Origin of the sequence: Nocardioides cavernae (assembly GCF_013410035.1) — a bacterium.
GTDB classification, from domain to species: Bacteria; Actinomycetota; Actinomycetes; order Propionibacteriales; family Nocardioidaceae; genus Nocardioides; species Nocardioides cavernae_A.
On the sequence record NZ_JACCBW010000002.1, the window covers coordinates 837669 to 859232 of the forward strand.

Consider the following 21564-nt stretch of genomic DNA (forward strand, 5'->3'; position numbering starts at 1 on the left):
CCCCGAGCATGGCTGGCGTCGTCCACAGGGTGGCCCTGACCGGAGGACGAGGTCCCACGCCAAAGGGGGATGCCTGGTCTGTCCAACGTGAGCAGGATCGTCGTGTGCTCAGACCTGCGCCTGCCGATGCCGACCTCGTGCCCCACCACCTGCTGCTCGGCCCCGACACCCACGGGGTCACGAGGTACGCCGGGGAGGTGGCCGACGCGGCGGGCGCGCCCGTCGTGCGGGATGCGTCGGCGGTCGAGCCGGGCGCGCCGGTGCACCTGCACCTCACCGACCGGCTGCTCGGGCGCGACCCCGCGGCCGCGGCCGCTGCCGTGGAGGAGCTGGCGCGCCGGGTGCGCCTGACCGTCACGCTGCACGACGTGCCGCAGCCCACCGACGGTCCGGGCTTCCCCGCGCGGGCGCAGGCGTACGGACGGATCGTCCGCGCGAGCCACGCCTGGGCGACGAACTCCTGGCACGAGCACGCACTGGTCGACCGGTGGAGCGCGGCGGGCGCCACCGGCACGGTGATCCCGCTGCCGGTCCTCGACGGCCCGGTCGTCCCTCGGCCGCGTGGAGCGGTGCCGCTGGGGGAGCCCGTGCTCGGGGTCTTCGGCTTCGTCTACCCCGGCAAGGGTCACCAGCAGGTCCTCCGCGCCGCGGCGGCACTGCGCCGGGGCGGCACCCTGGTGGGCGTGCGGGTGCTCGGCGACGCGGCGCCCGGTCACGCCGACGAGCTCGACGCGCTCGTGCGCAACGGTCGCGCGCGCGGCGTGCCGGTCGAGGTGACCGGACGGGTGCCCGAGCGTGACCTGGCGCAGGCGCTGCGGGGCGTCACGGTGCCGGTCTGCGCGCACCGCAACGTCTCCGCGTCCGGCAGCCTCAACTCGTGGATCGCGGCCGGGAGGCGCCCGCTCGTGCGCGACGGGGCGTACGCCCGCGAGATGGCCGCGCTGCGCCCGGGCACCACCACCCTCTTCGACGACGCCACCCTCGTGCCGCGTCTGCAGGAGGCGCTGGAGCGGCCGGGCGCGACCTGGACGCGGCCCGGGGCCGACCTCGGGCCGAGGCTCGCCGACACGGCCGCCGCCTACCGGACGTGGTGGGCCTCGGTGCACGGATGACGACGACCCCGCCGTGGGGGACGGGCGTGCCGGGCAACCGCTGGGACCTCGCGCCCCCCGGGGCACCCGAGCGGACCGTATCCGTGGTCGTCACCCACTTCGAGCAGCAGGAGGCGCTCGACCGCACGCTGGCGGCGCTGCGCCGCCAGACCCGGAGCGTCCACGAGGTCGTCGTCGCGGACGACGGCTCACGGCGCGCGCCCGGCGTGCCCGCCGGCGTGGGGCTCGTGCGCCAGGCGGACCGCGGCTTCCGGGCCGCGGCCGCGCGCAACCTGGGCGTCGCCGCCAGCACCGGCGAGGTCGTGGTCATGCTCGACGCGGACACCACCCCCGAGCCGGGGTTCGTCGAGCGCATCGTCGCGCTGCCCGAGGCGCTGCCGGAGGCACTCGTGGTCGGCCGCCGTCGCCACGCCGACCTCTCCGGCACCGGCCCGGAGGACCCGGTCGAGGTCGTCGCACCCCCGCGCGAGCTGCCCGAGCCGGCCTGGCTGCGGACGGCGTACGCCGACACGGGCGACCTGCTCCGTGCCGACGCGACCAGCCACCGCTTCGTCATCAGCGCGGTGCTCGCCTGCAGCCGGTGGTGGTACGACGAGCTGGGCGGCTTCGACGAGACGTTCACGGCCTACGGCGGGGAGGACTGGGAGCTCGCGCACCGTGCGTGGACCGCCGGCGGCCTGCTGGCCCACTGCCCCGACGCCGTCGCGTGGCACGACGGCCCGGACGCCGGTGCCCGGGAGTCCGACCCGCTCGGCCGGCTCGTCGAGACGACGGCGGTCGCCGACCGCACGTCGGCCCCGGGCACGACGTGGCGCGGGCTCCTGCGCGGGCCGGCGGACCTCGTCGTGACGCTCGACCCCGCGATCGACGACACGGCGGCCGTCGTCACCGTCGACTCGCTCCTCGCCGCGCTGCCGCGCGCCGCCGTACGGCTCGGCCCGCGTCACCGCGAGCTGGTGGGCGCGGACCCGCGCGTCCTGCCTGCCGGGTCGGACGTCGCCGCCTCCGCGCGCGCCCACCTCGTCGTACGGCGGGGGCTGGTCGGGGACGCCGAGGCCTGGACCGCACTGGTGGCCGGCCTCGACGGTGTGTCGGGCTCACGGTCGCTCGACGGCGGGCACGCCGAGCTGCACGACCTGCGCCTGCAGCGCCGCGCCGCCCGGTGGGACCGCGCCGGGCTCGCGCCGGAGGGACCACCGCTCGCGAGCCGCCTGCGGCCGGTCGACCCGGACGTGACGCTGGCGGCCTGGCTCGGCGGGTGGGCCTAGGGCTCGATCGAGCCGTCGTGCTCGCCGAGACGCACCGTGTGCCCGGACCGGATGGCGGCGGCCAGCTCCTCGAGGTCGGCGTCGGACGTGGCCCGGAGGCCGCGACTGCGCAGCTGTGCGCGCAGGTCCTCGAGCACGTCCGTCCCGGGCGTCCGGGTGTAGGTCGTCGACACGGTGTCGACCGCCTCCTGGGCCACGTCACGCACGGGTGCGCCGAGCGCCGTGTCGTGGATCGTCTCGAACTCCATGCCGGCCCGGTACCCACCTCGCCACGGACGATCCCGCGGGGGAGGTGCTGCAATGGGCGCATGACGACGCGCCGCGGCATCTTCCTCGCCCCCTTCGACGCGCTGGCCGACCCGCGCCTGGTCGGCGACCTCGCCGCAGAGGCGGAGGCGGCGGGCTGGGACGGGGTGTTCGTCTGGGACCACCTCCAGTACGGCGAGCGGATCAGCGAGGTCGCGGACGTGTGGGCCTGCTGCGCCGCGATCGCGATGCGCACCGAGCGGGTGCTCCTCGGCCCGATGGTCACCCCGCTGGCGCGCAGGCGCCCGCAGGTCCTCGCGCGTCAGGCGGCCAGCCTGGCGACGATGTCGGGGGGCCGCCTCGTGCTCGGCCTCGGCCTCGGCGACGACTGGGTGGGGGAGTTCAGCGCGTTCGGCGACGAGCCCGACCCCAGGGTGCGCGGCCGGATGCTCGACGAGGGCCTCGCCGTCCTGACCTCGCTGCTCGGCGGCGAGCACACCGACCACGCGGGGGAGCACTACACGGCCCGCGGCGTGACGTTCCGACCGTCGCCCCGCGTGCCGATCTGGCTGGCCGGACGGTTCGGCAACGCCGCCCCGCTGCGCCGGGCGAGCGCGTACGACGGCTTCTTCGTCATCGACCTGGCCGGGGCCGAGGACCTGGACCGTGTGCGCGCCGACCTCGAGGCCCACTCCGTGGCGCCCGACTTCGACGTGGTCGTCGACCTGCGCGACGGGCAGGACCCGGGCCCGTGGCTGGACCGCGGGGCGTCGTGGGTGCTCGACCGGATCGGGCCCTACGACCTCGACCTCGCGGACGTGCGCCGCCGGATCGCCGCGGGCCCGTCCGTCACGTGAACGCGCTGACGCCCGTCTCGGCGCGTCCGATGAGCAGCTTCTGGATCTGCGAGGTGCCCTCGTAGAGCGTCATCACCCGGGCGTCGCGGAGGTACTTCGCGACCGGGAAGTCGTCGACGTAGCCCGCACCGCCGTGCACCTGGACGGCGTTGCCCGCCGCGCGCACGGCGGCCTCCGAGGCGTACAGCTTCGCCTTGGACGCGGCGGTGCCGTAGGGCTCCCCGCGGTCGATCAGGTCCGCGCAGCGCCAGGCGAGGAGCCGGGCGGCGTCGGCGTCGACGGAGATGTCGGCGATGAGGTCCTGGACGAGCTGGAAGGAGGCGATGGGGCGACCGAACTGGGTGCGCTCGGCCGCGTAGGCGACCGAGGCCTCCAGGCAGCCCTGGACGATCCCGACGCAGCTCGACGCGACGGCGAGCCGGCCCTTGTCGAGGGTGCTCATCGCGATCTTGAAGCCCTGCCCGACCTCGCCGAGCCGCGCGGAGTCGGGGACGCGGACGCCCTGCAGGAAGAGCTCGGCGGTCGCCTGCCCCCGCAGGCCGAGCTTGCCGCGGATCTCGCGCGCCTCGAAGCCCGGGCTGTCGGTCGGCACGAGGTACGCCGTGATGCCGCGTGACCCGTCGTCACTGGTGCGGGCGAGGACGAGCGCCACGTCGGCCCAGGTGCCGTTGGTGATGAAGACCTTCTGGCCGTCGAGCACCCAGTCGTCGCCGTCGCGGGTCGCCCGGGTGGTCAGGTTGCCGGCGTCGGAGCCGTGGCCGGGCTCGGTGAGGGCGAAGCACCCGAGCTTCGTCGCGGCGGCGAGCTGTGGCAGCCACTCCTGCTTCTGCTCCTCGGTGCCGTGGACGAGGATCGACTTCCCGACCAGGCCGCTGCTCACCGAGACGATGCCGCGCAGCGCGGAGTCGGCTCGGCCGAGCTCCTCCATCGCGAGCGAGTACGTCACGTAGTCGCCGCCGACGCCGCCGTACTCCTCGGGGATGGTGAGCCCGAAGAACCCGAGGTCGGCCATCCTCGGCACGATCGCGAGGTCGACCGACTCGTCGTGGTCCCACTGCATCCGGTGCGGGACCGCCTCGCGCTCGAGGAAGTCGCGGGCCAGCGCGCGGAAGGCCTGCTGGTCCTCGGTGAGCGAGAGGTCCATCAGACCGCGTCGACGAGGTCGTGGTCGTCGACGCGCCCGGCGAGCCGGGTGAGGTGGTGGCCGCCGTTGCCGAGCCACTGCTCGAGGACAGTGAGGTGCGCGGTGCCGACGCCCACGGCGTACTCCGCGGTCATCCCGATGCCGCCGTGCAGCTGGATCGCCTCCTGGCCGATGTGCCGGCCCGACCTGCTGACCTGCAGGCCCACCCGGTCCGCGGCGTCCGCCACGGCGACCGGGTCGCCGCCGGCGATCGTCATCGTCGCCCAGTCGACCATGCTGTGCGCGAGCTCGAGGGAGACGTACATGTCGGCGGCCCGGAAGTTCAGCGCCTGGAAGGTGTTGAGGGTGACCCCGAACTGCTTGCGGCTCGTGAGGTAGTCGGTCGTCGCCCGGACCTGCGACTGCATCACGCCCAGCGCCTGGTTGGCACCCATGATGCGGGTCAGGTCGCTGATGGTGGCGATGCTCGGCGCGAGGTCGCGGCCGGGCTCGCCCAGCGGCGTCGCGGTGCTGCCGTCGAAGGTGATCGAGGCGGCGCGGGTCAGGTCGGCGGTGGCGTAGCCGGTGCGGGTCGCGTCACCCGCCTCGACCACGAAGACGCCGGTGCCGCCGCCGTCGGGCAGCGCGGCGGTGACGACGAGGACGTCCGCCGACTCACCACCCATCACGGGGTCGGCGACCCCGTCGAGGGTCCAGGCCCCGTCAGACACCGAGGCGCGCACGCCGTCCGCCTGCGAGCCCCAGCGGCTCCCGGGGGCGGTGTCGGCCGCGGCGAGGAGGACCTCCCCGGCGCTCAGCCTGCCGAGCAGGTCGGCCTTCTGCTCGGCCGTCCCCACCGCGGCGACCAGGCCACCGGCGTGCACGACGGCGGCGAGGTAGGGCTCGGGCGCGAGCACGCGGCCCAGCTCCTGGCACACGATGCCGATCTCGACGGGACCGGCGCCGACCCCGCCGTCGGCCTCGCTGAACGGCAGGCCCAGGACGCCCATCTCGGCCAGGCGGCCCCACAGCGCCCTGTCGAAGCCCGGCTCGGCGCCCGCGGTGCGGCGGCGCGCGTCGTGGTCGGCGTACGCACTCGCGAGGAGGCCGCGCACGGCCTCGCGCAGCGCCTGCTGCTCGTCGTCGTAGGTGAAGTCCATGTCCGTCTCCCTGCTGGGGCTCAGAGGCCCAGGATCGTGCGGCTGATGATCTGGCGCTGGATCTCGTTGGACCCGCCGTAGATCGACGCCTTGCGGAGGTTGAGGTAGGTCGGGGCCGAACGACGCGCCCAGCCCTCCTGCGGCGAGTCGTCGCCGGCGCGCGCGGCGAGGGACGCCGGCCCGGCGAGGTCGAGGGCGAGCTCGCTGACGGCCTGCTGCAGCTCGGTGCCCCGCAGCTTGAGCACCGACGACGCGGGGTGCGGCTCGCCGTCGGAGGAGTGCGCGACGACGCGGAGCGCGGTGAGCTCCAGCGCGAGCAGGTCGTTCTCGAGCTCGGCGACCCGGGCGCGGACGAGCGGGTCCTCGAGCTGCGCGCCCGCCGTGGCCTTGAGTGTGGCCAGCGCGCGCTTCGTGGCACCGACGGGGGCGACGCCGACCCGCTCGTTGCCCAGCAGGAACTTCGCCTGCGTCCACCCGCTGTTGAGCTCGCCCACCATGTTCTCGCCCGGCACGCGGACGTCGGAGAACCAGACCTCGTTGACCTCGTGGCCTCCGTCGATGAGCTCGATCGGACGCACCTCGACGCCCGGGGTGGTCATGTCGATCAGCAGCATCGAGATCCCTTGCTGCTTCTTCACCTCCGGGTCGGTGCGGACGAGGGTGAAGATCCAATCGCCGTACTGCCCGAGCGTCGTCCAGGTCTTCTGGCCGTTGACCACCCAGTCGTCGCCGTCGCGCACCGCGCTCGTGCGCAGCCCGGCGAGGTCGGACCCGGCGTCGGGCTCGGAGAAGCCCTGCGACCACCAGATGTCGAGGTTGGCCGTCGGGGGCAGGAAGCGCTCCTTCTGCTCCCGGGACCCGAACTGCGCGATGACCGGTCCGATCATCGAGGCGTTGAACGCCAGCGGGATCGGTACGCCCGCGCGCTGCATCTCCTCGTGCCACAGGTGCCGCTGGAGCTCGGTCCAGTCCTGCCCGCCCCACTCGGTCGGCCAGTGCGGGACGGCGAGGCCCTCCGCGTTGAGGATCCGCTGCGCCTCCACGATCTGGTCGCGTGACAGGTGGCGGCCCTCGAGGACGGTGTCGCGGATCTCCTGCGGGACCTTCGTGGTGAAGAACTCCCGCAGTCGGTCGCGGAACTCCTCGTCCTCGGGGCTGAGCTCGAGCTGCATGTGGCTCCTCTGTCACGGGTGGGGTCGGGCACGGCACAGGCCGGCCGCACCATCATGGCGCGACCGGCCTGAGCCCGCGTGCGGGGGCGGCTGTGCCCCCGCGTGTCAGCCTTGCGTGGCGTCGGAGTCGAGCGTGACCTGCGCGTCCTGGGACTGGCCGTCGCGCGTCCAGGTGACCGTCACCTGGTCGCCGGGGCGGTAGGACCGGATCGTCGCGACGAGCGAGTCGGCGCTGGTGATCCTCTGGTCGTCGATCTGGGTGATCACGTCGCCCGCCTTCATCCCGGCCTCCGCGGCCGTCGAGCCGTCGGTGACGTCGGAGACCACCGCGCCGGCCGCGTCGTCGCCGACCCGGATGCCGAGCCGGGCGTGGGTCGGGGTCTCGCCCTTGGCCATCTGGTCGACGATCGGCATGACCTCGTCGATCGGGATCGCGAAGCCCAGGCCGATCGACCCGGACTGCGACTGGCCGTACGCCGACTGAGAGGCGGCGGTGCGGATGGAGGAGTTGATGCCGATGACCGCGCCGGACATGTCGACCAGCGGTCCACCGGAGTTGCCGGGGTTGATCGCCGCGTCGGTCTGGATCGCGGGGTAGGTCGTCGAGTTCCCCTCGTCGTCGGAGCCGACGTTGACCGGTCGGTTGAGGGCGCTGACGATGCCGCTCGTCACGGTGGCGTCGAGGCCGAACGGCGAGCCGATCGCGACGACGCCCTCGCCGACGCCGAGGTTGGCGGACTTCCCGATCGTGGCCGGGGTGAGCCCCGAGACGTCGGTGGCCTTGATGACCGCGGTGTCGGTGAGCGGGTCGGTGCCGAGCACCTCGGCGGCGGCGCTCGTGCCGTCGTCGAAGGAGACCGTGATCGACCCGGGCTGGGCGCCCTCCACGACGTGGTTGTTGGTGAGGATCGTGCCGTCGTCGGTCAGGATGATGCCCGAGCCGGAGGCCTCGCCCTGCTGCGTGGCGACGTCGATCTTCACCACGCTCGGCAGCACCTTCTGGGCCACCGACTGCACCGAGCCGTCGGCCGCCGGGGTCTGCGTCTGCGACACCGTCGAGGTGGAGACCTGGCTCGCCTGGGGCGTCGTCGCGGGGTCGTCGTGGGCGGCGTCCCACCACGCGGCGCCGCCGATCCCGGCGCCACCGCCGACGAGCAGCGAGGTCGCGACGACAGCGGCCGCGAGGCTCGTACGCCGGCGCCGCGGCGGCGTCAGGGGAGCGGGCGGCTGCGACGTCTGGGACGGGTGACCCGGCTGCCCGGGGGGCGGGGAGCCGAACGCCTGCTGCGGCGCGTGGTCGCCGGACCAGCCGGAGCTGGCCTGGCGGAACGGGTTCTGGTCGCCGTGCTGGGGGTGCTGTCCGTCGCTCATGTCATCGACAGTGCGCCGCGAGCCTGTGGATGCCCTGAGAACCGGCTGGGAAGGTACACAGACCTGGGGATCCGTCGGACGAGAAGAGCCCCCGGCCGGTGGCCGGGGGCTCTCCTCGTCAGACGTCGGGCGGGCGGGTCAGCTCCACCGCTCCGACGCGGCGGTGAAGGTGAGCTCGCGGTCGCCGGTGTAGATCTGCTTCGGGCGGGCGATCTTCTGGTCCTTGTCCTGCACGAGCTCCGACCACTGCGCCAGCCAACCCGGGGTGCGGCCGATGGCGAACAGCACGGTGAACATCTCCGGCGGGAACTGGAAGGCCTCGTAGATCAGGCCGGAGTAGAAGTCCACGTTGGGGTAGAGCTTGCGCTTGACGAAGTACTCGTCCTCGAGCGCGATCTTCTCCAGCTCGAGCGCGATGTCGAGCAGCGGGTTGGTGCCGGTGACCTCGAAGACGTCCTCCGCGGACTTCTTGATGATCTTCGCGCGCGGGTCGTAGTTCTTGTAGACCCGGTGGCCGAAGCCCATGAGGCGCTCGTTGCCGTCCTTGACCCCGTCGATGAAGGCCGGGATGTTCTCCTTCGAGCCGATGCGCTTGAGCATCCGCAGGACCGCCTCGTTGGCGCCGCCGTGCAGCGGGCCGTAGAGGGCGCCCACCCCGGCCGAGACGGCCGAGTAGGGGTCGACCTGCGACGAGCCGACGGAGCGGACCGCGTTGGTCGAGCAGTTCTGCTCGTGGTCGGCGTGGAGGATGAAGAGGACGTCGAGGGCCTTGACCAGGCGCTCGTCGGCCTCGAACTTCGACTCGCTCATCTTGAAGAGCATCGAGAGGAAGTTGGCGGTGTAGCCGAGGTCGTTGTCCGGGTAGACGTAGGGCTTGCCCTGCGCGTGACGGAACGACCAGGCGCCGAGGGTCGGCATCTTGGCGATCATGCGGACGATCTGCATGTGGCGGTTGTCCGCGTCGCTGATGTTGCGGGCGTCGGGGTAGAACGTCGACAGCGCGCCGACGGAGGCCATCAGCATGCCCATCGGGTGCGCGTCGTAGCGGAAGCCCTGCATGAACGTCTTCACGTTCTCGTGGACGAACGTGTGGTAAGTGATCTCGTGCACCCACGCGTCGTACTGCTCCTTGGTGGGGAGCTCACCGTGGATGAGGAGGTAGGCCACCTCGAGGAAGTTGGACTTCTCCGCGAGCTGCTCGATGGGGTAGCCCCGGTACTCGAGGATGCCCTTGTCTCCGTCGATGTAGGTCACCGACGACCTGCACGAGGCGGTGTTGACGAACCCGGGGTCGTAGGTCGCGAGGCCCGGCTGCTCGTCGTCGAGGCGGATCTGCCCCAGGTCCTTGGCCGCGATCGTGTTGTCGGTGATCGCGATGTCGTACGTCTGACCGGTCCGGTTGTCGGTGACAGTCAGGGAATCCTTGGCCGCAACGTCGGTCACGTCGGCTCCTGTCTCTGCGCTCGATGTATTTCGGGCGTCTTGGGTACGTCGTCAGTTGTCCCCTCAACCTAGTCCGCGCCCCGTGGGGAGGGGTAATCAGGTGTCCACCCTGAGACCTGGACCACGGAATCAGCGGCCGGCCACCCGGTTCGCGAGGCGGGCCACGCGGCTGGTGCGCCCGAGGCCGGCGTCCTCGCGCCGGTCGGCTGCCCGGTAGAGCCGGTAGAGGGCGTGCACGCCGGCCCAGCGCAGCGGCTCGGGCTCCCACCTCCGCACCCGGTGGCCGGTCCAGGGCAGGGCGGTCAGGTCGGTGCTAGCACCCAGCACCAGGTCGCGCAGCGTGCGACCGGCGAGGTTGGTCGCGGTGAGCCCCGACCCGACGTAGCCGCCCGCGTGCCCGAGGCCGGTCGCGGGGTCGTACGCCACGCTGGCGCTCCAGTCGCGCGGCACGCCCAGCACGCCGCACCAGGTGTGGTCGAGGCCGATGCCGGCGAGCGACGGGAACAGCGAGGTGAGGGTCGCGCGCAGCGACTCGACGGTCCACTCCTGCGTGCGGCCGTCCACGTCGGTGCGGGACCCGAAGCGGTACGGCACGCCGCGCCCGCCGAGCGCGATCCGGCCGTCGGCCGTGCGCTGCGCGTAGCAGTAGGCGTGGGCTTCGTCGCCGAGCAGCTCCTGGCCCTCCCACCCGACCTCGGCCCACTGCGCGTCGCTGAGCGGCTCGGTCACCACGATCGCGGAGTTCATCGGCAGCCAGTCCCGGCGGTGGCCGGCGAGGCCTGCGGTGAAGCCCTCGAGGCAGCGGAGCACGACGGGGGCGCGCAGGGTGCCGCGGTCGGTGTGCACGGCGCCCGGCTCGAGGCGTACGGCCCGCGTCCCCTCGTGGACCCGCACGCCGCGCTCGCGCACGACCCGGGCGACGCCGGAGACGAGCTTGGCCGGGTGGACCCGCGCGCAGTCCGCGTCGAAGTGGCCGGACACCGCGCCGGCGACCCGGATCCGCGCGGCCACCTGCTCGGCGGACAGCTCGCCGTCGAGCCGCTGGCGCTGGGCCTCGGACCTCGCGACCATCAGCACGCCGCTGCGCACGACGTCGGCGTCGATGCCCTCGCGGTCCGCGACGCCGATGACCTCGTCGACCGTGGCGCGCAGGGCGGCGCGCAACCGCTCGACTCCCTCGGGGCCGGCGGCCCGCTCGTAGGTCCGGACGCTGCCGGCCAGCTCGCTCGACAGCCAGCCCCCGTTGCGGCCGGACGCGCCGAAGCCTGCGAACCGCGCCTCCACGACCCGTACGTCGAGGGAGGGGTCGGCCTCGCGGAGGTAGTGGGCGGTCCAGAGCCCGGTGAGGCCGCCGCCCACGATGGCGACGTCGCAGACGTCGTCGCCGGTCAGGGGGTCGGCGGGGGAGGGCAGCCCGACCTGCTGCCACCAGAAGGACACGCCGCCGTTGTGCACCCGGTCATTGTGGCGCCCGTGCCGTTTTGACCCTCCCGCGCGGGGCGCCGTACTCTTGCTGGTCGCGACTCCTGCCGCGTCCACTCCCACTCGTCACGAGGCGGAGCGGGTGCAGATCCGGACGTCATCCCCAGTCCCGCCACGCGGGGCCGGGGAGCGATCCGGGCCGTGTTCGTCAGTAGCCGCGGCACGACTCCGTTCCTCGTCCGGGGAGCGGGACCAACGAACCAGAACGGGATACCGCCGTGCGCACGTACAGCCCCAAGCCCGCTGACATCCAGCGTGAGTGGCTCGTCATCGACGCCACCGACGTGGTCCTGGGCCGCCTCGCCGTCCAGACCGCGAACCTCCTCCGCGGCAAGCACAAGCCGACCTTCGCTCCTCACATGGACATGGGCGACTTCGTGATCATCGTCAACGCCTCCAAGGTGTCGCTGTCGGGGACCAAGAAGACCACCAAGATGGCCTACCGCCACTCCGGCTACCCGGGCGGCCTCTCGGCCACCCCGTTCGGTGAGCTCCTCGAGAAGGACGCCCGCAAGGCCATCGAGAAGGCCGTGTGGGGCATGCTCCCGAAGAACAAGCTCGGTCGCCAGATGCTGAAGAAGCTCAAGGTCTACGCCGGCCCCGACCACCCGCACGCGGCCCAGAAGGCCACCCCGTTCGAGATCTCGCAGATCTCCCAGTGACGACTGAGGACGCACACATGACTGAGAACACCACCGAGGTCGAGGAGACCTTCGAGACCGACGCCGAGGGCGTTGCCTACACCTCCGAGAGCGACGCCTCGGCCGACACCCCCGCCCGCCCGGCCACCATCGCGCCCGCCGGCGCCACGGGCCGCCGCAAGGAGGCCGTCGCCCGCGTCCGCATCGTCCCGGGCACCGGCGAGTGGACCATCAACGGCCGCACGCTCGACAGCTACTTCCCCAACAAGCTGCACCAGCAGATCGCGAACGAGCCGTTCGCGGAGCTGCAGCTCGAGGGTCGCTTCGACGTGATCGCCCGCATCCACGGCGGCGGCATCGCCGGCCAGGCCGGCGCCCTGCGCCTCGGTGTGGCCCGCGCGCTCAACGCCGTCGACGTCGAGGCCAACCGCCCGGCGCTCAAGAAGGCCGGCCTGCTGACCCGCGACGCCCGCGTCGTGGAGCGCAAGAAGGCTGGTCTCAAGAAGGCCCGCAAGGCCTCGCAGTTCAGCAAGCGCTGATCTCCTAGGGTCTCGTCCATGACGCGACTCTTCGGCACGGACGGGGTCCGGGGCCTGGCGAACGCCGATCTCACGGCAGAGCTGGCCCTGGACCTCTCCGTCTGTGCGGCCCACGTCCTGGCCGACCGAGGCGAGTTCGAGGGCCATCGCCCCCTCGCCGTGGTGGGGCGGGACACGCGCATCTCCGGGCAGTTCCTCGAGGCCGCCGTGGTGGCCGGGCTCGCCTCGGCCGGTGTCGACGTGCTGCTGCTCGGCGTGCTGCCCACCCCCGGTGTGGCGTACATGACCGAGCGCCTCGGCGCCGACCTCGGCGTGATGCTGTCCGCGTCGCACAACCCGATGCCGGACAACGGCATCAAGTTCCTCGCGCGCGGCGGCCACAAGCTCGACGACGCGATCGAGATCGCGATCGAGCGCCGCATGGGCGAGCCGTGGGAACGCCCGACCGGTGGCGCGGTGGGCCGGGTCAACGCCTACCCGAGCGCCGTCGAGGAGTACGCCGCCCACCTCGAGGGCACGATCACGCACCCGCTCGTCGGCCTGAAGGTCGTCCTCGACTGCGCGGAGGGCGCAGCGCACGCCGCCGGGCCGCGGGCGCTCGAGGACGCCGGCGCGACCGTCATCGCGATCCACGCCGACCCCGACGGCCTCAACATCAACGAGGACTGCGGCTCGACCCACCTCGGCGACCTGCAGCGTGCCGTCGTCGAGCACGGCGCCCACGCGGGCTTCGCCCTCGACGGTGACGCCGACCGCTGCCTCGCGGTCGACGCGGACGGCAACGTCGTCGACGGCGACCAGATCCTCGCGATCCTGTCGCTGTCGCTGCTCGAGCAGGGCCGGCTCGCCAAGGACACCGTCGTGGCCACCGTGATGAGCAACCTGGGCTTCGTGCAGGCGATGCGGGCCCACGACGTCGGCGTACGCCAGACGAAGGTCGGTGACCGCTACGTCCTCGAGGCGATGAAGGTCTCCGGCTACTCCCTCGGCGGCGAGCAGTCCGGGCACGTCATCCTGAGCGACCACGCCACCACCGGCGACGGCATCCTCACCACGCTCCACGTGATGGAGCGGATGGCCACCACCGGCAGGTCCCTGGCCGAGCTCGCCTCGGTCATGACCCGGTTGCCGCAGGTCCTGCTCAACGTCTCGGGCGTCGACAAGTCGCGCGCCGACGACGACCCCGTCGTGGCGGCGGCGGTCGCGGAGGAGGAGGCCGTGCTCGGTGAGCGCGGCCGGATCCTGCTGCGCCCGTCCGGCACCGAGCCGATCGTCCGCGTGATGGTCGAGGCGCCCACGCACGACGAGGCGCAGGGGGTCGCGACCCGGCTGGCCGAGGTCGTGCAGCGTCAGCTGTCGCTGTCGTGACGACCGACCCGCGACGGGCCGTCGAGGAGGTCGAGCCGCCTCGGCGCAGCCTCCTCTCGCTCGGTGACGTCGCCTTCGCGATCGGTATCGGGCTCGTGCTGGCGTTCGTGCTCGCCGTCATCACGCCGGGCACGCGCAGCCACCTCCTCGGCGGCACGGAGCGGCGCGACACGACGGTCGTGAGCGTCCGCGAAGCGCCCCGCGAGGGCGACCCGGACCGCGTCGTGACGACCTACGGCCTGCGCTGGTCCGACGACGGCGAGGCCCGCGAGGCGACCTTCCGCCGCTCCGGTCCGCCCCGTCGCGACGTCGGCGAGACGTGGTCGCTGTGGGTCTCCGAGGACGGCTCCTCGGTCGAGACCAGCTCGCCGCGCACCACCTGGCTGCTGCTGGGGGTCGGGATGCCCGTCTTCGCCCTGGTCATCGGCGCGCTCGTGCGTTGGCGCGGCCGCGTGATGTCGCGCGCGTCGCGGCGCCAGGCCGACCGCATCGAGGCGGCGCGCAGCCGCCGCGCAGCCCGGCGCCGGTCGTCGGCCTAGCCGTCCCGCGGGTCCTCCCGCAGGCCGGCCAGGGTCTGCGCGGCCCGGCGCGCCGCGACGGCGCGCTCCGGCACCGAGCAGGCGTACGCCCGCCCGGCCTCGTGCAGCGAGGCGATCTCCGCGTCGAGGAGCGCCCGCTCGTCCGCGTCGCTCAGGACGCGGCGCCGAGCCTCGGTGGCGCCGACCCCGACCGGGGCGTCCTCGATCGCGCCCGCGGAGGTGTCGGTCGGGACGGCCTCGGCGTTCTCGAGCGCGGCGAGGGCCGTACGCAGCGTCGAGACCGTCTCGGCGTCCCGGGCCCTGCGGGCGTCGAGCAGCGCGGCCCGGATCCGGTCGCGGAGCGGAGAGCTGGTCGTCATGGCTCCACCCTGCCAAGGGAGCCCGGTCCGGCGCACGCGATATCCGGGTGACGACCGGCGCGGTCGTCGCTACGGTCGCGACGTGGTCGACATCGAGCAGCTCAACCCGCGCAACGAGGCCGCGCTGCGGGCGTGGTGGGACGTCGGCAACCAGGCCAACGCCTACCGTCCGGGCAAGCCGTGGCCGGTCTGGGAGCAGAGCCGCGTCTCGCTGCCCGCGCACAACCCGGAGCGGGGCGTCACGCTGCTCGCGGCCATCGACGGGCGCGAGATGGTCGGCGCCGGGCTCCTCGTCCGCCCGCTGAAGGAGAACCTCCACACCGCGATGGCGTTCGCCTACGTCCGCCCCGACCGCACCCGCGAGGGCATCGGCCGTCGGCTCGTCCGCGAGCTCGAGGTGGTGGCCGCCGGCGACGGCCGTACGACGCTGCAGGGCGAGGCCTACCTCCCGCCCGGGGTGAGCGGCACCGCGCCCGAGGCCTTCGGCCGGGCGATGGGGTACGCCGTCGCCAGCCGCGAGTCGATCAAGGAGCTCGCGACCGCCGACTACCTCCAGCGCCGCTCCGGCCTCGTCGAGCGGGCCCCGGTGCCGGACGGCTACCGGGTCATCACGTTCGACACGGTGTGCCCCGAGGAGCACCTCGCGTCCTTCGGACGGCTGCTCGGGATGCTGATGTCGGAGGTGCCGCTGGGCGAGCTCGACCTCGCCGCCTCGGACTGGCCACCCGAGCGGATCCGCGAGGCCGAGCAGCGGCAGGTCGACACGGGTCGGCACGTGCTCACCGCGATGGCCCTGGCTCCGGACGGCGCCGTGGCCGGCGTCTCCGACGTGCGCGTCGACGACAGCGACACCGTGCACGGCCAGGTCGGCATCACGATCGTCGACCCGGCGCACCGTGGGCGACGCCTCGGCCTCGCCCTCAAGGTGGCCACCCACGACCTCGCGCTGGCGTCGTACCCCGCCCTCGAGTCGGTGGACACCTCGAACGCCGAGGTGAACACCTGGATGAACGCGGTCAACGAGGCGCTGGGCTACCGGACGATCGAGACGCTGCTGGAGCTGCAGAAGAAGCTCTGACCCCGGACGTCATGAGGATCAGCGGTGCGCACCGGCGATTCCCATGACGTCGAGGTCCGTGGGTCGTCCACAGACGAGCCGCGGCGCCGTTCTCCACAGCCGGCGAGGTCGTCCGTAGCGATGCTCCGTCCTGTTCCGCGAACGTTGCCCGATGCCAGCGAAAGGACATGCTCCGCGTCCACGGCAGGAGCGGGAGGTACGCCGGGCGGCGGTGCGCGACGTCGGCGAGGCCCAGGGTGGCGTCGTCTCGCGCGACCAGCTGAGGGCGGCGGGGATCACCGGTCACGAGGTCGCCGCCCATCTCCGCGCCGGACGGTGGCGCGCGGTGCACACCCAGTCCGTCGCCGTCCACACCGGCCCGCTGCCGTACGTCGGTGAGCTGTGGGCGGCGGTCTTCGAGGCCGGCGACCGCGGGTGCCTCGACGGGTCGTCGGCGTTGATCGCCTCCGGCCTCCAGCACTACACCGAGGACACGATCCGCGTGTCGGTGCCGCGTGGGGTGCTGGTCAGGCGCGCGCCCGGCCTCGACGTACGCCAGACGCGCCGCCTGCGGCCGGAGGACCTCGCCGCGCACGGCATCCCCCGCACCCGCTCGGACGTGGCAGGCGTGCGCGCGGCCCTCTGGGCCCGGTCGGACAAGCAGGCCGCCCTGCTGATCACGATGTCGGTCCAGCAGGGACTGACGACGGCCGAGCGCCTCGGCGCACAGGCGGTGAAGGTGCGCCGGGACCGGAGACGGATGCTCGTCACCACGGTGGTCGCCGACCTGCTCGGAGGGGTGCGCTCGCTGGGTGAGCACGAGTTCGCCCGCGAGTGCCGACGGCGCGGCCTGCCGGAGCCGAGCCGTCAGGCGGTCCGGCGCTCGCGAGACGGCCGGTGGTACCTCGACGTCTGCTGGGATCAGTGGGGTGTCGTCGTGGAGATCGACGGGATCCAGCACGAGTGGGCGACCAACCTCGTCTCCGACGCCCTGCGGCACAACGCGGTGACCCTGGACCGGGCCGTCGTCCTGCGGCTTCCGCTGCTCGGCCTCAGGGTGGCCGCAGACGAGTTCTTCGCCCAGATCATCGAGGCCCTGGTCGGTCGTGGCTGCCCGATGCCCGTAGCGTCATGAGATCGATCGCTTCGCACCGAGGATTCTCATGACGGCCCGGGTCAGAGCTTGCGCAGCCGCACGTAGCGCACCGAGTGGTCGGCGTCCTTGCGGAGCACGAGGTTGGCGCGCGAGCGCGTGGGTGCGACGTTCTGGACGAGGTTGGGCTCGTTGATCGAGTCCCAGATCCGGGTCGCCTCGTCGACGGCCTCGTCGTGGGAGAGGGAGGCGTACTTGCGGAAGTACGACGCCGGGTCGCGGAAGGCGGTCTCGCGGAGGCGGAGGAAGCGGTCGACGTACCACCGCTTGATGTCGGTGAGGGCGGCGTCGACGTAGACCGAGAAGTCGAAGAAGTCGCTGACCGCGAGGCCCGTGCGGCCGTCGTCGCGCACGCGTGCCGGCTGGAGGACGTTGAGGCCCTCGATGATCACGATGTCGGGCCGCTTCACCACGACCCGGTCGTCGGGCAGCACGTCGTAGACGAGGTGGGAGTAGATCGGGGCCTCGACCTCGTCCTTGCCCGACTTGATGTCGATGACGAACTTGAGCAGCGCCTTGCGGTCGTAGGACTCGGGAAAGCCCTTGCGGTGCAGGATCCCGCGGCGGACCAGCTCGGCGTTGGGGAGCAGGAAGCCGTCGGTGGTCACCAGCGCGACGTGGGGGTGCTCGGGCCAGTGGGCGAGCATCTGCTGGAGGACGCGCGCGGTGGTCGACTTGCCGACCGCCACCGACCCGGCGAGGCCGATCACGAAGGGCGTACGCGGCGGGGTGACGCGGTGCAGGAACTCCTCCTGCTCGCGGTGGAGCCGCGAGTTCGCCGCGACGTAGAGGCTCAGCAGCCGCGAGAGCGGGAGGTAGACCTGCTCGATCTCGCGCAGGTCGAGCTGGTCACCGAGACCGCGCAGCCGGGCGACCTCGTCGCGGGTGAGCGTGGTCTCCGACGTACCGGCGAGCTGCGCCCACGCGGCGCGCTCGAGCTCGACGTACGGGGAGGCGAGGCCGCCGTGGGAGGACGACGTGACCTCGGACATGCCTGCGATTGTGGCACCGTGGCGGGGCGAGGCCGTGCGCAGGCCTGCCGATAGACTTCCCGGTCATGTGCGGAATCGTCGGATACGTGGGTGACAAGCCGGCCCAGGGCGTGGTGGTCGAGGGTCTGCGTCGCATGGAGTACCGCGGCTACGACTCCGCCGGCATCGCCCTCGTCGACGCCGGGTCGATCGTCTCCGACAAGCGAGCGGGCAAGCTCGCCAACCTCGAGAAGGCGATCGCCGAGGCCCCGCTCCCGGCGGTCACCACCGGGATCGGTCACACCCGCTGGGCCACGCACGGTCCGCCGACCGACCGCAACGCCCACCCCCACCTCGGGCGTGCGCGACGGGTCGCGCTGGTGCACAACGGCATCATCGAGAACTTCGCGGAGCTGCGCGGGCGCCTGGAGTCCGAGGGCGTGGAGATGGCCTCCGACACCGACACCGAGGTCGCCGCCCACCTGCTCGAGGAGCAGCTGGAGACCGGCGCCGACCTGACCGTCGCCATGCAGACCGTGTGCCGCGGGCTCGAGGGTGCCTTCACCCTGGTCGCGGTCGACGCCCAGGACCCCGACCGCGTGGTCGCCGCCCGCCGCAACAGCCCGCTCGTGGTCGGCATCGGCGAGGGCGAGAACTTCCTCGGCTCCGACGTCGCGGCGTTCATCGAGCACACCCGCGAGGCGATGGAGCTCGGCCAGGACCAGGTCGTCACGATCACTCGCGACGGCGTCGAGGTGTCCGGCTTCGACGGCGCTCCCGCCGAGGGCACGCGCTACCACGTCGACTGGGACCTGTCGGCCGCGGAGAAGGACGGCCACGACTGGTTCATGCGCAAGGAGATCTTCGAGCAGCCGCGCGCGGTCGCCGACTCGCTGCTCGGTCGTCGCAACGCCGACGGCCTCCTGCAGCTCGACGAGATGCGGCTGTCCGACCAGGACCTGCGCGAGGTCGACAAGATCATCATCATCGCGGCGGGCACGTCCTTCTACGCCGGCATGGTCGCCAAGTACGCCATCGAGCACTGGTGCCGCATCCCGGTCGAGGTGGAGCTCGCGAGCGAGTTCCGCTACCGCGACCCGATCCTCACCGCCTCGACCCTCGTCGTGGCCATCAGCCAGTCGGGCGAGACCGCCGACACCCTGCAGGCGATCCGGCACGCGCGCGTGCAGCGCTCCAAGGTGCTCGCCATCTGCAACACCAACGGCTCGACGATCCCGCGCGAGTCCGACGGCGTGATCTACACCCACGCCGGCCCGGAGATCGGCGTCGCCTCGACCAAGGGCTTCCTCACCCAGCTGGTCGCCTGCTACCTCCTCGCGCTCTACCTCGCGCAGGTCAAGGGCACCCGCTTCGGCGACGAGATCGCGCAGGTGATGGACCAGCTCGACGAGATGCCGGGCCACATCGAGAGCGTCCTGGCCAAGTCCGAGGAGGTGTACGCCCTCGCGCGCGACCACGTGGAGAACCGATCGGTGCTCTTCCTGGGCCGCCACGCCGGCTACCCGGTCGCCCTCGAGGGCGCGCTGAAGCTCAAGGAGATCGCCTACCTCCACGCCGAGGGCTTCGCCGCCGGCGAGCTCAAGCACGGACCCATCGCGCTCGTCGAGGAGGGTCTGCCCATCCTCTGCGTCGTGCCGCCGCGCGGTCGCGACCAGCTGCACGACAAGATGATCAGCGGCATCCAGGAGGTCCGCGCCCGCGGCGCGCGCACCCTCTGCCTCGCGGAGGAGGGCGACACGGCGATCGAGCCCTACGCCGACGTCCTGATCACGCTCCCGCAGGTGCCGGTCCTGCTGCAGCCCCTCGTCGCGGTGGTGCCGCTCCAGCTGTTCGCCTGCGAGCTGGCGACCCAGCTCGGCCACGACGTCGACCAGCCCCGGAACCTCGCCAAGTCCGTCACGGTCGAGTAGGACGACACCGTGCCGGTCATCGGCGTCGGCATCGACGTGGTGGACATCGACCGCTTCGTGCGGTCCCTCGAGCGCACCCCCTCCCTGCGGGCGCGGCTGTTCACCGATGCCGAGGCCTCGCGCCCGCCGGCCTCGCTCGCGGCCCGGTTCGCCGCCAAGGAGGCCATCGCCAAGGCGCTCGGTGCGCCGGTCGGGATGGCCTGGCACGACGCCGAGATCGTCTCGGAGGAGACCGGCCGGCCGCGCTTCGAGATCCGCGGGACGGTCGCCGCGCGGGCCGAGGCGCTCGGCGTGGCGCACGTGCACGTCTCCCTGTCCCACGACGCCGGCATCGCCTCGGCCGTCGTCGTCCTGGAGAGCTGAGGAGGCACCGGTGCTCCGCGCCCACACCGTCGAGGACGTACGCCGCGCCGAGGCCGCGGTCATGGCCCGCCTGCCCGAGGGTGCGCTGATGCAGCGCGCCGCCGCCGGGCTGGCGGCTGCGCTGGTCGAGCTGCTGGACGGCGCGTACGGCCGGCGGGTGCTGCTCCTGGTCGGCCCGGGCGACAACGGCGGCGACGCACTCTGGGCCGGCGCCCGGCTCGCCGCCCGGGGCGCGCGCGTCGAGGCGCTCCTCCTCGCCGACCGCGTCCACGCGGACGGGCTCGCCGCCCTCACCGCGGCCGGCGGCCTGGCCGCCCGCGACCTCGCCGACCTGCACCCCGCGCCCGACGTCCTCGTCGACGGCATCGTCGGCATCGGTGGCCGGCCCGGGCTGCGCCCCGAGGCGGTCGCCGCGCTGGAGGCCCACGACGGGGTGCCGGTCGTCGCGGTCGACGTGCCGTCGGGGACCGACGTCGACACCGGGCGGGTCGACGGTCCGCACGTCGTCGCCGACCTCACCGTCACGTTCGGCACCCACAAGGTCGCGCACCTCGTCGACCCCGCGTCGGCCGCGACGGGCGCGCTGCACCTGGTCGACCTCGGCCTCGACGAGGAGCTGGGGGAGCCCGCCGTCGAGGCGCTGCAACCCGCCGACGTGGCGGCGCTGCTGCCGCGGCCGGGCGAGCTGGCCCAGAAGTACACCCGCGGCGTCGTCGGGGTCCGTGCCGGCTCGGGCACCTACCCCGGAGCCGCGCTGCTGGCCGTCTCCGGTGCCAACAGCGGCCTCGTCGGCATGGTCCGCTACGTCGGGCCGGAGGAGATCGCCGAGACCGTCCGCACCGCGCACCCCGAGGTGGTCGGCGCCGGCCGGGTGCAGGCCTGGGTGGTCGGCCCCGGCGGTGGTGACGACGCGGGCCGGATGCTGTCCGAGGCGCGCGCCGACGGCGTACCGCTCGTGGTGGACGCCGACGCCCTCCGGCACGTCGACGAGTCGCTGCCCGGATGCGTGCTCACCCCCCACGCCGGCGAGCTCGCCGCGATGCTCGACGTTGAGCGGTCCGAGGTGGAGGCCGCGCCGCTCGAGCACGCGCGGGCCGCGGCCCGGCGCTGGGGCTGCGTGGTGCTGCTCAAGGGGCGCCACACCCTCGTCGCCGACCCGGCCGGACGGGTGCGCGCCACCACGACCGGCGTCCCGTGGCTCGCCACGGCCGGGGCCGGGGACGTGCTGTCGGGCCTGGTCGGGGCCCTGCTCGCGGCCGGGCTCGAGGCGTACGACGCCGCCTCCGTCGCCTCGTGGGTGCACGGCGCGGCGGCGACCGAGGCCGCGGCCGGGGGCCCGCTGACCGCCAGCCGGGTCGCAGCCCAGATCCCGCAGTCCGTGCGCGAGACCCTCGCGGGTTTGGGATGAT

General features: G+C 73.3%; 21 protein-coding genes. 12 read left to right on the top strand and 9 right to left on the bottom strand.

Features of this window, described 5'->3' with window-relative positions:
• Window positions 1-104 precede the first annotated feature (104 nt).
• Window positions 105-1112, top strand: a complete 1008-nt coding sequence (locus tag F4692_RS11565) for a glycosyltransferase family protein (RefSeq protein ID WP_179619776.1) — start codon at window positions 105-107, stop codon at window positions 1110-1112.
• Window positions 1109-2380, top strand: a complete 1272-nt coding sequence (locus tag F4692_RS11570; RefSeq protein WP_179619777.1) for a glycosyltransferase — start codon at window positions 1109-1111, stop codon at window positions 2378-2380. Before F4692_RS11565 ends, F4692_RS11570 begins: the two co-directional genes overlap by 4 nt.
• On the opposite strand, the gene F4692_RS11575 is transcribed toward F4692_RS11570, so the two are convergent.
• Entirely contained in the window at window positions 2377-2628 is a 252-nt protein-coding gene (locus F4692_RS11575) for a hypothetical protein (protein ID WP_179619778.1), read from the bottom strand. The genes F4692_RS11570 and F4692_RS11575 overlap by 4 nt on opposite strands.
• 60 nt (window positions 2629-2688) lie before the next feature.
• Between F4692_RS11575 and F4692_RS11580 the strand changes: the two genes are divergently transcribed.
• Complete coding sequence (locus F4692_RS11580) at window positions 2689-3483, top strand: LLM class flavin-dependent oxidoreductase (RefSeq protein WP_218858400.1); 795 nt, start codon at window positions 2689-2691, stop codon at window positions 3481-3483.
• On the opposite strand, the gene F4692_RS11585 is transcribed toward F4692_RS11580, so the two are convergent.
• The 6 genes from F4692_RS11585 to F4692_RS11610 form a co-directional block, all read right to left on the bottom strand.
• Window positions 3476-4627, bottom strand: coding sequence for an acyl-CoA dehydrogenase family protein (locus F4692_RS11585; RefSeq protein WP_179619779.1), 1152 nt, complete (start codon window positions 4625-4627; stop codon window positions 3476-3478). The two genes, F4692_RS11580 and F4692_RS11585, sit on opposite strands and share 8 nt — an antisense overlap.
• Entirely contained in the window at window positions 4627-5766 is a 1140-nt protein-coding gene (locus tag F4692_RS11590) for an acyl-CoA dehydrogenase family protein (RefSeq protein WP_179619780.1), read from the bottom strand. Before F4692_RS11590 ends, F4692_RS11585 begins: the two co-directional genes overlap by 1 nt.
• A 20-nt stretch (window positions 5767-5786) precedes the next feature.
• On the bottom strand, window positions 5787-6938 hold the full coding sequence (locus F4692_RS11595; protein ID WP_179619781.1) for an acyl-CoA dehydrogenase family protein: 1152 nt from the start codon (window positions 6936-6938) through the stop codon (window positions 5787-5789).
• A 105-nt stretch (window positions 6939-7043) separates the two neighbouring features.
• Complete coding sequence (locus F4692_RS11600) at window positions 7044-8309, bottom strand: S1C family serine protease (RefSeq protein WP_179619782.1); 1266 nt, start codon at window positions 8307-8309, stop codon at window positions 7044-7046.
• 138 nt (window positions 8310-8447) lie between these two features.
• Complete coding sequence (locus F4692_RS11605) at window positions 8448-9752, bottom strand: citrate synthase (protein ID WP_179619783.1); 1305 nt, start codon at window positions 9750-9752, stop codon at window positions 8448-8450.
• Between the two features lie 129 nt (window positions 9753-9881).
• Entirely contained in the window at window positions 9882-11207 is a 1326-nt protein-coding gene (locus tag F4692_RS11610) for an NAD(P)/FAD-dependent oxidoreductase (protein ID WP_179619784.1), read from the bottom strand.
• Window positions 11208-11452: 245 nt separating this feature from the next.
• Here F4692_RS11610 and rplM point away from each other — a divergent pair, with 245 nt between their 5' ends.
• Genes rplM through F4692_RS11630 form a run of 4 tightly spaced genes read left to right on the top strand, consistent with a single transcriptional unit; the run spans window position 11453 to window position 14321 of the window.
• Window positions 11453-11896, top strand: coding sequence for a 50S ribosomal protein L13 (rplM, locus tag F4692_RS11615; RefSeq protein WP_135838891.1), 444 nt, complete (start codon window positions 11453-11455; stop codon window positions 11894-11896).
• A 17-nt stretch (window positions 11897-11913) separates the two neighbouring features.
• Complete coding sequence (rpsI, locus tag F4692_RS11620; RefSeq protein WP_179619785.1) at window positions 11914-12414, top strand: 30S ribosomal protein S9; 501 nt, start codon at window positions 11914-11916, stop codon at window positions 12412-12414.
• Between the two features lie 18 nt (window positions 12415-12432).
• On the top strand, window positions 12433-13782 hold the full coding sequence (glmM, locus tag F4692_RS11625) for a phosphoglucosamine mutase (protein WP_179619786.1): 1350 nt from the start codon (window positions 12433-12435) through the stop codon (window positions 13780-13782).
• On the top strand, window positions 13779-14321 hold the full coding sequence (locus F4692_RS11630) for a hypothetical protein (RefSeq protein ID WP_179619787.1): 543 nt from the start codon (window positions 13779-13781) through the stop codon (window positions 14319-14321). Before glmM ends, F4692_RS11630 begins: the two co-directional genes overlap by 4 nt.
• On the opposite strand, the gene F4692_RS11635 is transcribed toward F4692_RS11630, so the two are convergent.
• A complete protein-coding gene (locus F4692_RS11635) occupies window positions 14318-14680 on the bottom strand; it encodes a GatB/YqeY domain-containing protein (protein WP_179619788.1) in 363 nt (120 codons plus the stop codon). The genes F4692_RS11630 and F4692_RS11635 overlap by 4 nt on opposite strands.
• An 82-nt stretch (window positions 14681-14762) precedes the next feature.
• Between F4692_RS11635 and F4692_RS11640 the strand changes: the two genes are divergently transcribed.
• Both F4692_RS11640 and F4692_RS11645 read left to right on the top strand, forming a co-directional pair.
• A complete protein-coding gene (locus F4692_RS11640; RefSeq protein WP_179619789.1) occupies window positions 14763-15758 on the top strand; it encodes a GNAT family N-acetyltransferase in 996 nt (331 codons plus the stop codon).
• A 151-nt stretch (window positions 15759-15909) separates the two neighbouring features.
• Complete coding sequence (locus F4692_RS11645) at window positions 15910-16872, top strand: hypothetical protein (RefSeq protein ID WP_179619790.1); 963 nt, start codon at window positions 15910-15912, stop codon at window positions 16870-16872.
• A 41-nt stretch (window positions 16873-16913) separates the two neighbouring features.
• On the opposite strand, the gene coaA is transcribed toward F4692_RS11645, so the two are convergent.
• Window positions 16914-17882: a type I pantothenate kinase gene (gene coaA / locus F4692_RS11650; protein WP_179619791.1), complete on the bottom strand. Its 969-nt coding sequence runs from the start codon at window positions 17880-17882 to the stop codon at window positions 16914-16916.
• A gap of 65 nt (window positions 17883-17947) precedes the next feature.
• On the opposite strand from coaA, the gene glmS reads away from it, so the two are divergent.
• From glmS to F4692_RS11665, 3 genes are read left to right on the top strand one after another with little or no spacing between them, the layout of a single operon-like run.
• Window positions 17948-19792, top strand: a complete 1845-nt coding sequence (gene glmS / locus F4692_RS11655; RefSeq protein WP_179619792.1) for a glutamine--fructose-6-phosphate transaminase (isomerizing) — start codon at window positions 17948-17950, stop codon at window positions 19790-19792.
• Between the two features lie 9 nt (window positions 19793-19801).
• Entirely contained in the window at window positions 19802-20155 is a 354-nt protein-coding gene (locus tag F4692_RS11660) for a holo-ACP synthase (RefSeq protein WP_179619793.1), read from the top strand.
• Window positions 20156-20165: 10 nt separating this feature from the next.
• Entirely contained in the window at window positions 20166-21563 is a 1398-nt protein-coding gene (locus F4692_RS11665) for an NAD(P)H-hydrate dehydratase (RefSeq protein ID WP_179619794.1), read from the top strand.
• The last annotated feature ends 1 nt before the right edge of the window (window position 21564 follow it).

Bases quoted from the DNA above. Each gene is read 5' to 3' on its own strand.
- coaA (WP_179619791.1), bottom strand. From the start codon at position 17,882: ATGTCCGAGGTCACGTCGTCCTCCCACGGCGGCCTCGCCTCCCCGTAC.
- glmS (WP_179619792.1), top strand. From the start codon at position 17,948: ATGTGCGGAATCGTCGGATACGTGGGTGACAAGCCGGCCCAGGGCGTG.
- glmM (WP_179619786.1), top strand. From the start codon at position 12,433: ATGACGCGACTCTTCGGCACGGACGGGGTCCGGGGCCTGGCGAACGCC.
- F4692_RS11580 (WP_218858400.1), top strand. From the start codon at position 2,689: ATGACGACGCGCCGCGGCATCTTCCTCGCCCCCTTCGACGCGCTGGCC.
- F4692_RS11575 (WP_179619778.1), bottom strand. From the start codon at position 2,628: ATGGAGTTCGAGACGATCCACGACACGGCGCTCGGCGCACCCGTGCGT.
- rpsI (WP_179619785.1), top strand. From the start codon at position 11,914: ATGACTGAGAACACCACCGAGGTCGAGGAGACCTTCGAGACCGACGCC.
- F4692_RS11590 (WP_179619780.1), bottom strand. From the start codon at position 5,766: ATGGACTTCACCTACGACGACGAGCAGCAGGCGCTGCGCGAGGCCGTG.
- F4692_RS11570 (WP_179619777.1), top strand. From the start codon at position 1,109: ATGACGACGACCCCGCCGTGGGGGACGGGCGTGCCGGGCAACCGCTGG.
- F4692_RS11595 (WP_179619781.1), bottom strand. From the start codon at position 6,938: ATGCAGCTCGAGCTCAGCCCCGAGGACGAGGAGTTCCGCGACCGACTG.
- F4692_RS11645 (WP_179619790.1), top strand. From the start codon at position 15,910: ATGCCAGCGAAAGGACATGCTCCGCGTCCACGGCAGGAGCGGGAGGTA.
- F4692_RS11635 (WP_179619788.1), bottom strand. From the start codon at position 14,680: ATGACGACCAGCTCTCCGCTCCGCGACCGGATCCGGGCCGCGCTGCTC.
- F4692_RS11600 (WP_179619782.1), bottom strand. From the start codon at position 8,309: ATGAGCGACGGACAGCACCCCCAGCACGGCGACCAGAACCCGTTCCGC.
- F4692_RS11585 (WP_179619779.1), bottom strand. From the start codon at position 4,627: ATGGACCTCTCGCTCACCGAGGACCAGCAGGCCTTCCGCGCGCTGGCC.